General features: G+C 72.1%; 11 protein-coding genes. 7 read left to right on the top strand and 4 right to left on the bottom strand.

What is annotated here, in order from left to right:
* Positions 1 to 24: 24 nt before the first annotated feature.
* Positions 25 to 1,032 (bottom strand): 4-hydroxy-3-methylbut-2-enyl diphosphate reductase, encoded by a 1,008-nt coding sequence (locus ACWEK3_RS24920; RefSeq protein WP_450539369.1) that lies wholly within the window; start codon positions 1,030 to 1,032, stop codon positions 25 to 27.
* A 134-nt stretch (positions 1,033 to 1,166) separates the two neighbouring features.
* On the opposite strand from ACWEK3_RS24920, the gene xseA reads away from it, so the two are divergent.
* A complete protein-coding gene (gene xseA, locus ACWEK3_RS24915) occupies positions 1,167 to 2,375 on the top strand; it encodes an exodeoxyribonuclease VII large subunit (protein ID WP_450539367.1) in 1,209 nt (402 codons plus the stop codon).
* 9 nt (positions 2,376 to 2,384) lie between these two features.
* Positions 2,385 to 2,618 carry an exodeoxyribonuclease VII small subunit gene (locus ACWEK3_RS24910; RefSeq protein ID WP_361413156.1) on the top strand — a complete coding sequence of 78 codons (234 nt, stop codon included), beginning with the start codon at positions 2,385 to 2,387 and terminating at the stop codon, positions 2,616 to 2,618.
* A 770-nt stretch (positions 2,619 to 3,388) separates the two neighbouring features.
* Here ACWEK3_RS24910 and ACWEK3_RS24905 read toward each other — a convergent pair.
* On the bottom strand, positions 3,389 to 3,913 hold the full coding sequence (locus ACWEK3_RS24905; RefSeq protein WP_453250625.1) for a DUF4245 domain-containing protein: 525 nt from the start codon (positions 3,911 to 3,913) through the stop codon (positions 3,389 to 3,391).
* Positions 3,914 to 4,040: 127 nt separating this feature from the next.
* Here ACWEK3_RS24905 and glpX point away from each other — a divergent pair, with 127 nt between their 5' ends.
* On the top strand, positions 4,041 to 5,075 hold the full coding sequence (gene glpX, locus ACWEK3_RS24900) for a class II fructose-bisphosphatase (protein ID WP_326803908.1): 1,035 nt from the start codon (positions 4,041 to 4,043) through the stop codon (positions 5,073 to 5,075).
* Between the two features lie 169 nt (positions 5,076 to 5,244).
* On the opposite strand, the gene ACWEK3_RS24895 is transcribed toward glpX, so the two are convergent.
* The gene (locus ACWEK3_RS24895) at positions 5,245 to 5,622 is read right to left on the bottom strand and encodes a WhiB family transcriptional regulator (RefSeq protein WP_384431758.1); all 378 of its coding nucleotides are present in this window, start codon (positions 5,620 to 5,622) and stop codon (positions 5,245 to 5,247) included.
* A gap of 141 nt (positions 5,623 to 5,763) precedes the next feature.
* Entirely contained in the window at positions 5,764 to 6,459 is a 696-nt protein-coding gene (locus ACWEK3_RS24890; protein ID WP_384094414.1) for a DUF1707 SHOCT-like domain-containing protein, read from the bottom strand.
* A gap of 173 nt (positions 6,460 to 6,632) precedes the next feature.
* Here ACWEK3_RS24890 and ACWEK3_RS24885 point away from each other — a divergent pair, with 173 nt between their 5' ends.
* The 4 genes from ACWEK3_RS24885 (at position 6,633) to ACWEK3_RS24870 (ending at position 13,021) form a co-directional block, all read left to right on the top strand.
* Positions 6,633 to 8,312, top strand: a complete 1,680-nt coding sequence (locus ACWEK3_RS24885; protein ID WP_361413152.1) for a fumarate hydratase — start codon at positions 6,633 to 6,635, stop codon at positions 8,310 to 8,312.
* A gap of 104 nt (positions 8,313 to 8,416) precedes the next feature.
* Positions 8,417 to 9,802 carry a class II fumarate hydratase gene (locus ACWEK3_RS24880; RefSeq protein ID WP_450539362.1) on the top strand — a complete coding sequence of 462 codons (1,386 nt, stop codon included), beginning with the start codon at positions 8,417 to 8,419 and terminating at the stop codon, positions 9,800 to 9,802.
* Between the two features lie 72 nt (positions 9,803 to 9,874).
* Positions 9,875 to 10,567, top strand: coding sequence for a cytidylyl-2-hydroxypropylphosphonate hydrolase (gene fomD, locus ACWEK3_RS24875; RefSeq protein WP_450539360.1), 693 nt, complete (start codon positions 9,875 to 9,877; stop codon positions 10,565 to 10,567).
* A gap of 300 nt (positions 10,568 to 10,867) precedes the next feature.
* Positions 10,868 to 13,021 (top strand): SpoIIE family protein phosphatase, encoded by a 2,154-nt coding sequence (locus tag ACWEK3_RS24870; RefSeq protein ID WP_450539359.1) that lies wholly within the window; start codon positions 10,868 to 10,870, stop codon positions 13,019 to 13,021.
* Positions 13,022 to 13,079 lie beyond the last annotated feature (58 nt).

The raw sequence follows: 13,079 nt of genomic DNA, 5'->3' as shown, positions 1-13,079 counted from the left end.
CACGTTACGACGTACGACGGACCGTCACCCCTGCGTCGTACCGGACCCTCCGCGCTCGGCGACCAGCGCGGCCGCCTCCTCGCGCAGGTCCCGGCGGAGCTCCTTGGGCAGGGAGAAGGTGATGGACTCCTCGGCCGCCTTGACGATCTCCACGTCCTCGAAGCCGCGCTGCGACAGCCACTCGAGCACCTGCTCGACCAGGACCTCCGGCACGGAGGCGCCCGAGGTCACGCCGACCGTGGTGACGCCCTCCAGCCAGCTCTCGTCGACCTCGTCGGCGAAGTCCACGAGGTAGGCCTGGTCCGCGCCCGCGAGCTTGGCGACCTCCACCAGCCGCTTGGAGTTGGAGGAGTTGCGGGAGCCGACGACGATCACCAGGTCGGCTTCGGCGCCCATCTGCTTCACGGCGAGCTGGCGGTTCTGCGTGGCGTAGCAGATGTCGTCGCTGGGCGGGGAGAGCAGCTGCGGGAACTTGTCCTTGAGCGCGTCGACCGTCTCCATGGTCTCGTCGACCGACAGCGTGGTCTGCGACAGCCACACGACCCGGGAGGGGTCGCGGACCTCGACGTTCGCGACGTCCTCGGGGCCGTCGACGAGCTGGATGTGGTCGGGGGCCTCGCCGGTGGTGCCGATGACCTCCTCGTGGCCCTCGTGCCCGATCAGGAGGATGTCGTAGTCCTCGCTGGCGAACCGGACGGCCTCCTTGTGGACCTTGGTCACCAGGGGGCAGGTGGCGTCGATGGTGGCCAGGTTGCCCCGCTCCGCCTCCTCGTGGACGGTGGGGGCCACGCCGTGCGCCGAGAACATCACGATGTTCCCCGGCGGCACCTCCTCCGTGCGCTCGACGAACACGGCGCCCTTCTTCTCCAGGGTCTGCACGACGTACTTGTTGTGGACGATCTCGTGCCGGACATAGATCGGAGCCCCGTACTGCTCCAGGGCTTTCTCGACGGCGATCACGGCGCGGTCCACACCCGCGCAGTAGCCCCGGGGGGCGGCGAGCAGGACACGGCGGCCAGACGAAGCAGTCATGCCCCCATCGTAAGGCCGCCACCGGAGCCCGAAGATCGCCCCACGATCGTCCCGCGATCGCCCCGCGGACGCGCGGCCCGGGCCGGTGGGCGAGGGGGTGGGGGTTGTCGGTGGGGGCGGCTACTCTCGCGGGCATGGCTGTCTCCACGTCTCCCGAAGCTCCCCTGCCCGTCGGCGAGGTGTCGCGGCTGATCGGGGGGTGGATCGAGCGGCTCGGCGCGGTGTGGGTCGAGGGGCAGATCACGCAGTTGTCGCGGCGCCCGGGTGCGGGCGTGGTGTTCCTGACGCTGCGCGATCCGTCGTACGACATCTCCGTCAGCGTGACCTGCTACCGCCAGGTGTTCGACGCGATCGCCGACGTGGTCGGCGAGGGCGCGCGGGTCGTGGTGCACGCCAAACCGGAGTGGTACGCGCCGCGCGGGCAGTTGTCGCTGCGGGCCGTCGAGATAAGGCCAGTGGGCGTCGGTGAGCTGCTGGCCCGGCTGGAGCAGCTGAAGAAGACCTTCGCGGCGGAGGGACTGTTCGCGGCCGAGCGGAAGAAGCCCCTGCCCTTCCTGCCCCAGCTCGTCGGGCTGGTCTGCGGCCGGGCGTCCGCCGCCGAGCGGGACGTGCTGGAGAACGCCCGGCACCGCTGGCCCGCGGTCCGCTTCGAGGTGCGCAACGTCGCCGTGCAGGGCGTGCACGCCGTCCCGCAGGTCGTGCAGGCCGTGAAGGAGCTGGACGCGACCGACGACGTGGACGTGATCATCGTGGCGCGCGGCGGCGGCAGCGTGGAGGACCTGCTGCCCTTCTCCGACGAGCAGCTGGTGCGCGCGGTCGCCTCATGCCGTACACCCGTGGTGTCCGCGATCGGGCACGAGCCGGACACCCCGCTGCTCGACTACGTCGCCGACCTGCGCGCCTCCACCCCGACCGACGCCGCGAAGAGGGTCGTACCGGACGTCGGCGAGGAGTACGAGCGGGTACGGCAGCTGCGGGACCGGGCCCGCAGGTGCGTGCGGACGCTCGTCGAGCGGGAGGAGCGGGGGCTCGCCCACGCGCTCGCCCGGCCGTGCATGGAGGACCCGCACCGCATGATCGAGGAGCGCGAGGACCACATCGCGTCGGTCCTCGACCGTAGCCGGCGCACCCTGCGGCACCTGCTGGACCGCGCGGACTCCGAGCTGACGCACACGCACGCGCGTGTGGTGGCCCTCTCCCCCGCCGCGACCCTCCGGCGCGGGTACGCCGTGCTCCAGAAGGCCGACGGGCATGTGGTCCGCGACCCGGGAGAGGTGACGGCGGACGAGGCCCTGCGGGCCCGGGTCGCCGAGGGCGAGTTCACGGTTCGTGTCGACACATAGGGTGGGCGGATGACAAGCAAGGCGGATGAGGCACTCGGCTACGAGCAGGCACGGGACGAGCTGATCGAGGTCGTCCGGCGCCTGGAGGCGGGCGGTACGAGCCTGGAGGAGTCCCTCGCGCTGTGGGAACGCGGCGAGGAACTGGCCAAGGTGTGCCGCCGCTGGCTGGAGGGCGCCCGCGCCCGCCTGGACGCGACCCTCGCGGAGGAAGCGGAACGCGAGGGGTCGGAGGGCTCGGAGTAGAGCGGGGGCCCACGGTCGGTGCAGGACCCGGTGTTCAGGGCCGGCCACAGTCCGGGGCCGACCCGCGGTCAGGGCCGGGGTCCGGTGGTCGGAGCCGGGGTCCGACGGCCGGAGCCCGGGTCCGACGGCCGGGGCCGGGGGATCCGCCAGTCGGAGCCGAGGCCCGTAGTCGGGACCGAGGCCCGCAATCGGAGCCAGAACCCGCGGTCAGAACCAAGGCCCACGGTCGGGACCAGGGGATCCGCCGGTTCGGCACCAAGGGCCCGCAGTGGGAACCAGGACCCGCGGTCGGAACCAAGCCCCGTAGTCGGGACGAGGCCCACAGCCGCAGCCAGGCCCCGCGGTCGGATCCAAGGCCCGCAATCGGGACCGGGCCCGCGGTCGGGACCAACGCCCGCAGTCGGGACCGGCGAGCGCCTCGGCCAGGGCCAAGGCCCGCAGCCGGGGCCGGAGCCCGCAGTCAGGGCCGGGACCGTGGTTGAAGCCGGGCCCCCGGTCAGGACCAGGACCCAATCGGAGCCGGGCCCACAGTCAGGGCCAAGGCCCGCCGCAGTCGGGCCCAAGGAGCCCGCCGGTCAGGGCCAGGGCCTGCGGATCAGGACGGAGACCCGGCCGGTCAGGGCCAAGGCTCGCGCTGAAGGCCGGGGGCCTGCGGTCGGGGGCAGCCCCGACGGCCAAGGCCGAGGCCCGCCGTCACGGCCGGGGCCGACGGTCAGGGGCAGGGGACCCGCCGGTCAAGGCGGGGTCGCTGTCGGCGCGTGGGCCGGCTTTCAGGGCGTCTTCAGCGCTCGTGCCATCGTCGTCAGCCGGTCGAAGGACGCCGTGCCCGCCACCACCGTCGTGGATCCCTTGGTGTCCTCCAGCACGAGCGCGTCGTAGCGGCCGCCGGTGTAGCGCGTCCACGTGCGGCCGTCGATCTCCTCGGTGACCTTCGTGGCCCGCCCGCCCAGGCTGGCCGCGTCGATGAAGTCCTTGCGCTTCTCCGCGGACTGCTCGACCGCCACGTACTGGCCGTCGGGATCCTGGAAACCCAGGTGCCAGTGGTCCTTCTCGTGGGCCCGGAAGCGGACCGAGGTGGCCTTCCAGGTGTCGGGCAGGCCCTCGGGCGCGGCCACCAGGTACGACGCCGCCCGGCGTGCGGTGGTCAACTCGATGCTGTAGTCGACCCGCTGGATGTCGGGCGCCTTGGTGTCGTGCGGGACGAAGAGATAGATGACCGCCGCCGCGATCCCGATCAGGCCCAGGGAGAGAATCATGTCCCGGACCGTCTTCTGCTTGCCGTTCGAACCTGCCACGCCCCCTATCGTCGCAGGTGCCCGGCCCGCTCATCCGTGGGGTCCCCTGCTCATTCTGCCCGTCCGGAGATAGAGTCGGGGCCAACACCCTCATCCGGCCGTCGTCGTATCAGAAAGGTGCGCTCCGATGACCGAGCATCATCATCTTCCCTCCGAGCTCGAGGTGCCCTCCGAGGCGCCCGACCGCAACATCGCCCTGGAACTCGTCCGGGTGACCGAGGCAGCGGCCATGGCCGCGGGCCGCTGGGTCGGGCGCGGTGACAAGAACGGCGCCGACGGCGCCGCCGTGCGCGCCATGCGCTCCCTCGTCTCCACCGTGTCGATGAACGGCGTCGTCGTCATCGGCGAGGGGGAAAAGGACGAGGCCCCGATGCTCTTCAACGGCGAGCACGTCGGCGATGGCACCGGGCCGGAGGTCGACATCGCCGTCGACCCGATCGACGGCACCACCCTGACCGCCAAGGGCATGCCGAACGCGATCGCGGTCCTCGCCGCCGCCGAGCGCGGCGCGATGTTCGACCCGTCCGCCGTGTTCTACATGGACAAGCTGGTCACCGGGCCGGAGGCGGCCGACTTCGTCGACATCAACGCTCCGGTGTCCGTGAACATCAAGCGCGTGGCCAAGGCCAAGCGGTCCACGCCGGAGGACGTCACGGTCGTCATCCTGGACCGGCCGCGGCACGAGAGCATGATCAGGGAGATCCGGGAGACGGGCGCCCGCATCAAGCTGATCTCCGACGGCGACGTGGCCGGCTCGATCCTGGCGCTGCGCGACGGCACCGGCATCGACCTGCTGCTCGGCATCGGCGGCACGCCCGAGGGCATCATCTCGGCCTGCGCCGTGAAGTGCCTGGGCGGCACGATCCAGGGCAAGCTGTGGCCGAAGGACGACGAGGAGCGGCAGCGGGCGCTCGACGCCGGGCACGACCTGGACCGCGTGCTGACCACGGACGACCTGGTCTCCGGCGAGAACGTCTTCTTCGTCGCCACCGGCATCACCGACGGCGAGCTGATGCGCGGCGTGCGCTACCGCGCCGAGACGGCGACGACCGACTCGATCGTGATGCGGTCCAAGTCCGGCACGGTCCGCCGGATCGACTCCGAGCACCGGCTGAGCAAGCTGCGGGCGTACAGCGCGATCGACTTCGACCGCGCGAAGTAGCCGGTCCGCGGACCCGTTACGGCGATGGGGCGCTCCCGGTGCGGAGGGAGCGCCCCATACGCGTACGTGCGTTCGGTCCGGCGGCCGGTTGCCCGGTCCGAAAGGGTGGCCGGGGCGGGGCGGAGCCGGTCCGGTGGGCTGGCCTCACCCCGCCGCTTCCGGGCGGGCCCTACCCCGCCGCCGCTATGCGTCCCGTGGTGCGGGCCGCCTTCTTCAGCTCCAGGTCGCGGCGGCGGCGCCGGGCCAGGACGACGCGGCGCTCGGCGGCGGTGAGGCCGCCCCAGACACCGTACGGCTCGGGTTGCAGCAGCGCGTGCTCGCGGCACTCGACCATGACCGGGCAGCGCGCGCAGACCCGCTTGGCCGCCTCCTCGCGGGACAGCCGTGCGGCGGTGGGCTCCTTGGAGGGCGCGAAGAACAGGCCCGCCTCGTCACGCCGGCACACCGCCTCGGTGTGCCAGGGCGCGTCCTGATCCCGGTCGCGCGCCGGCGCCCGCCGGGCCGGAACGGCAGCTACCTGCAGCGACGAATGCGGCGGTTGCAGCACGGTCTTCTCCTGACGACGGCTTCGCGAGCTGGAGGGTCCGAGAGACGATGCAGCAAGGCCTACCCGCTGTGCGCGTGCCTATGCACTGAGTTCCCAACCGCCCGGTCGGTGACCGCCGTCGTCCGAGGACGACCGCCGTTGTCACATGTGCTTGCGCAGATGCTTGTCCACCTTGCTCTGGACGCGGTCGAGAATGTCCGCGACGAGCTTGCCCCGCTTCGGCCGCGCCTCGACGTTGCCCAGCACGGCCCAGCCGTCGACGTAGACGACGGGTGCCTCGGACTCGGGCGAATCCAGCGTGACCACCTCGAAGTTGCCGAGGACGCCGCCGCCGGTGCCGCGCAGCGACACGTTCTCCGGGACGCGGACCTGCACGTCGCCGAAGACCGAGACGGCCTTGATGACGACCTGCTGGTACTCGAAGACCGCCTCGCTGAGGTCGATCTCCACGCTGCCGAAGATCGCGTACGCGTGCACCCGGCGTCCGGGGCGCCAGCGGCCGCGGCGGGTGGCCTGGCTGAACACCGCCACCACGTTCTCGTCGGCGACGGAGGGTATCTCGCCGGCCGCCGGCCGGTTCGGCGCGGGGGTGTACGCGGCGGCCGCGCGGCGCTGGTGGGCGGCGGGCAGGTCCTGGATGAAGACCTCCAGCTCGCCGACCGTCTTGGCGTTCAGCACCCCCTCGACGCGCTCGGCGTGCTCGTCGGCGTTCAGACGGCCCTCGGCGAGGGCCTCGCGCAGGATGTCGGCGATACGGTCACGGTCGGCGTCCGAGGCGCGCAGTTCGGCGACAGGGGCGGCGGCCGTACGCGGTTCGGTCTGCTTCTGAAGGTCCACGGCAGCAGCGTACCGAAACGCGATAGATCGCGACTAGGGGTGTGGACGACGGGCGCGTCGCGCACCGCGCCCCACCGGGACTGAGCGGGACCTCACAGGTTCACTGTCGGGGCCAGGTTCTACGCTGGTGGTCGCCCGCCGGTGTCGGCGGGCAGCCGTCTGCCGAGTGAGGAATGGGCCAGATGCCTGAGTTCGCGTACACCGATCTGCTCCCCCAGGGTGAGGACACCACCCCGTACCGACTGGTGACGTCCGAGGGCGTCTCCACCGTCGAGGGGCCCGACGGGCGTACGTTCCTCAAGGTCGAGCCGGAGGCGCTGCGCAAGCTGGCCGAAGAGGCCGTCCACGACATCCAGCACTACCTGCGCCCGGACCACCTCGCGCAGCTGCGCCGGATCATCGACGACCCGGAGGCCTCGGCGAACGACAAGTTCGTCGCCCTGGACCTGCTCAAGAACGCGAACATCGCCGCGGCCGGCGTGCTGCCCATGTGCCAGGACACGGGCACGGCGATCGTCATGGGCAAGCGCGGCCAGAACGTGCTGACGGCGGGCGAGGACGAGAAGGCCCTCTCCCGGGGCATCTACGACGCCTACACCAAGCTGAACCTGCGCTACTCGCAGATGGCTCCGCTCACCATGTGGGAGGAGAAGAACACCGGCTCCAACCTGCCCGCGCAGATCGAGCTGTACGCGACGGACGGCGGCGCGTACAAGTTCCTGTTCATGGCGAAGGGCGGCGGCTCGGCCAACAAGTCCTTCCTGTACCAGGAGACGAAGGCCGTCCTGAACGAGGCCTCCATGATGAAGTTCCTGGAGGAGAAGATCCGTTCGCTGGGCACGGCCGCGTGCCCGCCGTACCACCTGGCGATCGTGGTCGGCGGCACGAGCGCCGAGTACGCCCTGAAGACGGCGAAGTACGCCTCCGCGCACTACCTGGACAACGTGCCCACCGAGGGCTCGCCGCTCGGGCACGGCTTCCGGGACGAGGAGCTGGAGGAGAAGGTCTTCGAGCTGACGCAGAAGATCGGGATCGGCGCGCAGTTCGGCGGCAAGTACTTCTGCCACGACGTGCGCGTGGTCCGGCTGCCGCGGCACGGCGCGTCCTGCCCGGTGGCCATCGCCGTCTCCTGCTCGGCCGACCGCCAGGCGCTCGCGAAGATCACCCCCGAGGGCGTCTTCCTGGAGCAGCTGGAGAAGGACCCGGCGCGGTTCCTGCCGGAGACCACGGACGAGCACCTGGACGAGTCGTCGGACGTGGTCCGCATCGACCTCAACCAGCCGATGGAGTCGATCCTGGCCGAGCTGACCAAGTACCCGGTCAAGACCCGGCTGTCGCTGACCGGTCCGCTGGTGGTGGCCCGCGACATCGCGCACGCCAAGATCAAGGAGCGGCTCGACGCGGGCGAGGAGATGCCGCAGTACCTCAAGGACCACCCGGTGTACTACGCGGGCCCGGCCAAGACCCCCGAGGGCTACGCGTCCGGTTCCTTCGGTCCGACCACGGCCGGCCGCATGGACTCCTACGTCGAGCAGTTCCAGGCGGCGGGCGGCTCCAAGGTGATGCTGGCCAAGGGCAACCGCAGCAAGCAGGTCACGGACGCGTGCGGCACCCACGGCGGCTTCTACCTCGGCTCGATCGGCGGTCCGGCGGCCCGCCTGGCCCAGGACTGCATCAAGAAGGTCGAGGTCGTGGAGTACGAGGAACTCGGCATGGAGGCCGTCTGGAAGATCGAGGTCGAGGACTTCCCGGCGTTCATCGTCGTCGACGACAAGGGCAACGACTTCTTCCAGGACCCGGCCCCCCAGCCGACCTTCACGTCGATCCCGGTCCGGGGCCCCGGTCTCGCCTGAGTCGGTCCCCACCATCCTCCCGGAGCCCTCGGCAGCCGCCGGGGGCTCCGCCCCGTCCGGGCCACAGCCGGAACATCCGCACCGCCGCCCGCGCTGTACGCGGTATGAGCGAATACCGCATCGAGCACGACTCCATGGGCGAGGTCCAGGTCCCCGTGCACGCCAAGTGGCGTGCCCAGACGCAGCGGGCGGTGGAGAACTTCCCCGTCTCCGGGCAGCGGCTCGAGCGCGCGCACATCGAGGCGCTGGCGCGGATCAAGGGCGCCGCGGCCGAGGTGAACGCACGGCTGGGGGTGCTGGACGAGGACGTCGCCGGGGCGATCCAGGACGCGGCGGCCGAGGTAGCCGAGGGCAAATGGGACGAGCACTTCCCCGTCGACGTGTTCCAGACCGGGTCCGGAACCTCGTCCAACATGAACACCAACGAGGTCATCGCCACCCTCGCCGGTGAACGGCTGGGCCGGGACGTGCACCCCAACGACCACGTCAACGCCTCGCAGTCCTCCAACGACGTCTTCCCGTCGTCGATCCACATCGCCGCCACCGCCGCCGTCACCCGCGATCTGGTGCCCGCCCTGGACCACCTCGCGAGCGCGCTCACCCGCAAGGCCGAGGAGTTCGCCGACGTGGTGAAGTCCGGGCGGACGCATCTGATGGACGCCACGCCCGTGACCCTCGGCCAGGAGTTCGCCGGATACGCCGCCCAGGTGCGGTACGGCATCGAGCGCCTGAACGCCTCCCTGCCCCGGCTGGCCGAGCTGCCCCTCGGCGGGACCGCCGTCGGCACCGGCATCAACACCCCGCCCGGCTTCTCCGCCGCCGTGATCGAGGAGGTCGCCCGCGCCACCGGGCTGCCGCTCACCGAGGCCCGCGACCACTTCGAGGCGCAGGGGGCCAGGGACGGCATCGTCGAGACCAGCGGCCAGCTGCGGACGATCGCCGTCGGGCTGACGAAGATCGCCAACGATCTGCGGTGGATGGCCTCCGGGCCCAGGACCGGGCTCGCCGAGATCTCCCTGCCCGACCTCCAGCCCGGTTCCTCGATCATGCCCGGCAAGGTCAACCCGGTCATCCCCGAGGCCGTGCTCATGGTCTGCGCCCAGGTCGTCGGCAACGACGCCACCGTCGCCACCGCCGGCGCCGCCGGCAACTTCGAGCTCAACGTCATGCTCCCGGTCATCGCCAAGAACGTGCTGGAGTCGGTCCGGCTGCTGGCCAACGTGTCCCGGCTGCTCGCCGACAGGACCGTGGACGGGATCGTCGCCCACCGCGAACGCGCCCGTGAGTACGCCGAGTCCTCGCCGTCCGTGGTCACCCCGCTCAACAAGTACCTGGGGTACGAGGAGGCGGCGAAGGTCGCCAAGAGGGCGCTGGCCGAGCAGAAGACGATCCGTCAGGTCGTCGTGGAAGGCGGCTACGTCGAGCGCGGTCTGCTCACGACGGAGCAACTAGACCGGGCGCTGGACGTCCTGCGGATGACACGTCCGTAACCTGGTGCTGCCGGGGCGTGAACCCTGACGTCCCGCACGGCGGCGGATGCCCCGGGCACCTAATATTTGCCCATGGCACACGACGGAGCGACCGCACGCGCGACGACGGGCGGTGCGGCGGCGCCCTGGACCCCCGGCAGCCGGATCCTGTGGCGGTACCGGGAGAACGGCGGCGCGCGCTTCCACATCGTGCGGCCCGTGACCGTTGTACAGGACGACCCGGGGCTGCTCGCCGTGTGGATGGCGCCCGGTACCGAGTGCGTCAGACCCGTGCTCGCCGACGGCACACCCGTGCACCTGGAACCGCTCACGTCGCGTTACACCAAGCCGCGCACCGTGCAGCGCGACCGCTGGTTCGGCACGGGCGTGCTGAAACTGGCCCGGCCCGGCGAGCCCTGGTCGGTGTGGCTGTTCTGGGAGCCCGGCTGGCGGTTCAAGAACTGGTACGTCAACCTGGAGGAACCACTGGCCCGCTGGGCGGACGGGGTGGACTCCGAGGATCACTTTCTGGACATCTCCGTTCACCCGGACCGCAGTTGGCACTGGCGGGACGAGGACGAGTTCGCGCAGGCACAGCGGGACGGACTGGTGGACGCCGAACTCGCCGAGCGGGTCCGGGCCGCGGGCCGGGATGCGGTGGAGACGATCCGCGCCTGGCGGCCGCCGTTCTGCCAGTCATGGCAGCAGTGGCGCCCGGACCCGGCCTGGGAGGTACCGTCACTGCCGGACGACTGGGACCGCTCCCCCACACGCGTGGCCTCATGAGACCCTTGATGCGCCCCCGGGCGGGAAACGTAGGATCGTCCTCCGCAACAGGCGAAGGGCCGGTACCAACTCCCGGAGTGCGAACCGGGCCTGATCGAACGTCACCGAGGGGCGGCAGGACGTGAGCGAGGGGTACGAGGGCAACACCCGTGCGGACCGCGGTCGGTTCGCCGGCGGCACAGCAACAGCCTCTGACCACGCCGGAAATCCGTTCCTGGGGCATGTATTCCGGGTATCGGGTCTTCGGCGGGACGAACTGCGCGCCCGGCGCGCAGCCCCGGACGGATGGATTCGACACGCGTGACGGAGCAGCCGACCTCCTTCGAACGCCCCCAGCCGGGCGCCGACCCCGCGGACGCCCGTGGGGCGCTTCTGCGTACCCCCACCGCCCCGGGGGCCGCGGCGTTACCGCTTCAGTCCGGCCCGGCCGACGACGCGCCGCGTCCGGTCGGCGCGGCCGGATCCGAGCACTCCCAGCCGGCGTCCGCCGAGCCCGACGCACACCGTCCGCGCCCCGCGCCGGAGGGCATCCCCGCCCAGCCGGACGCGGCGGCCAGGGTCCCCGGGGGCAGGACCGGCGAGGACGGGACCCTCGAGGGCACCGACTCCGGGCCGGCGAACCCCGAGGCGCCCCGCGCGGCGGGCGGGCCCGGTGGCCAGGAGCGGCGGGCCGGGCGCGGTGCGCTTCCCGACGGCCAGGAGCGCCGTACCGGACAGGGGCTGCCGCCCGGGCGGACGCTGCCGATGCGCCGGGACGGGGACCGGCTGCGGTTCGTGGGGGCGGCCACCCGGCGCATCGCCCGCGGCATGGACCTCGACGAGATCGTCCTGGGGCTGTGCCGGGCCACCGTGCCGACCTTCTCCGACGCCATCCTCGTGTATCTGCGCGAGCCGCTGCCGGTGGGCGACGAACGGCCCGCCGGCCCGCTCGTCCTGCGGCTGCGGCGCACCGACCGGATACCGGCGGAGCGCGACACCGAGCTGGGGTTCATGCCGGCGCCGGTGCCGGAGCAGCCGGCCGAGCTGTCGGCGGTGACCAACGAGCTGTGCGAGGTACGGCCCGGCTCCGCGCTGGGCGAGGTGCTGCGCGGCGTACGTCCGGTGTTCACGGACACCGCGTCCGCCCACGCCGCCCTGACGGAACTCCTCGGCGAGGACTCCGAGTTGGTCGTGCCCGACGGGCAGCGCACCATTCTCGCCCCGCTGCGCGGCCGGCGGCGGGTCATCGGTGCCGCGCTGTTCCTGCGCCGCCCGGAGCGCCACGCGTTCCAGCCCGACGACCTGCTCGTCGCCGCGCAGCTCGCCACGCACAGCGCACTCGGCATCGACAAAGCGGTGCTGTACGGCCGTGAGGCGTACATCGCCGACGAGTTGCAGCGCACCATGCTGCCGGAGACACTGCCCCGCCCCACCGGCGTACGGCTGGCCTCCCGCTATCTGCCCGCCGCGGAGACCGCGCGGGTCGGCGGGGACTGGTACGACGCGATTCCGCTGCCCGGCAGCCGGGTCGCCCTCGTCGTCGGCGACGTCATGGGCCACTCCATGACCTCGGCCGCGATCATGGGCCAGCTGCGCACCACCGCGCAGACCCTGGCCGGGCTCGACCTGCCGCCGCAGGAGGTGCTGCACCACCTCGACGAGCAGGCGCAGCGCCTGGGCTCCGACCGCATGGCGACCTGCCTGTACGCGGTCTACGACCCGGTCGCGCACCGCATCACCATCGCCAACGCCGGGCACCCGCCGCCGGTCCTGCTGCACCTGGGCGGCCGCTCGGAGGTGCTGCGGGTGCCGCCGGGCGCGCCGATCGGCGTCGGCGGCGTCGACTTCGAGGCGGTCGAGCTGGAAGCCCCGGCGGGCGCGACCCTGCTGCTGTACACCGACGGTCTGGTCGAGTCGCGGCTGCGGGACGTGTGGACGGGCATAGAGCAGCTGCGCGAGAAGCTCTCGGCGACCGCGCAGCTCACCGGCCCCGACCATCCGCCACCGCTGGAAGCGCTGTGCGACGAGGTGCTCGACATGCTCGGCCCGGGCGACCGGGACGACGACATCGCGCTCCTCGCCGCCCGTTTCGACGGCATCGCGCCGAGCGACGTGGCGTACTGGACCCTGGACCCGGAGAACGCCGCCCCCGGACAGGCCCGCCGCCTGGCCCGCCAGGCGCTGGCCCGCTGGGGCCTGGAGGAACTCACCGACTCCGTGGAGCTGCTGATCAGCGAGGTCGTTACCAACGCCGTGCGCTATGCCTCCCGCCCGGTCACCCTGCGCCTGCTGCGCACGGATGTGCTGCGCTGCGAGGTCGGCGACGACGTCCCGCAGTTGCCGCGTCTGCGGCAGGCCCGCGCCACGGACGAGGGCGGACGCGGGCTGTACCTGGTCAACCGGCTGGCCAGACGCTGGGGCGCGACCCGGCTGAGCACTGGCAAGGTGGTCTGGTTCGAGCTGAACCAGGGCTGAGCCGAGACCCACGGACACGCGAAGGGGCGCCCGGCCTGACCGGGCGCCCCTTCGCGCT

This window comes from Streptomyces sp. NPDC004721 (assembly GCF_053601495.1).
Note: the sequence above shows the minus strand (reverse complement) of the source record. Positions and strands in the feature narration are given on the sequence as shown.

Excerpts from the sequence above, each read along its gene's own strand:
- ACWEK3_RS24920 (WP_450539369.1), bottom strand. The coding sequence starts at position 1,032 with ATGACTGCTTCGTCTGGCCGCCGTGTCCTGCTCGCCGCCCCCCGGGGC.
- xseA (WP_450539367.1), top strand. The coding sequence starts at position 1,167 with ATGGCTGTCTCCACGTCTCCCGAAGCTCCCCTGCCCGTCGGCGAGGTG.
- ACWEK3_RS24910 (WP_361413156.1), top strand. The coding sequence starts at position 2,385 with ATGACAAGCAAGGCGGATGAGGCACTCGGCTACGAGCAGGCACGGGAC.
- glpX (WP_326803908.1), top strand. The coding sequence starts at position 4,041 with ATGACCGAGCATCATCATCTTCCCTCCGAGCTCGAGGTGCCCTCCGAG.
- ACWEK3_RS24885 (WP_361413152.1), top strand. The coding sequence starts at position 6,633 with ATGGGCCAGATGCCTGAGTTCGCGTACACCGATCTGCTCCCCCAGGGT.
- ACWEK3_RS24880 (WP_450539362.1), top strand. The coding sequence starts at position 8,417 with ATGAGCGAATACCGCATCGAGCACGACTCCATGGGCGAGGTCCAGGTC.
- fomD (WP_450539360.1), top strand. The coding sequence starts at position 9,875 with ATGGCACACGACGGAGCGACCGCACGCGCGACGACGGGCGGTGCGGCG.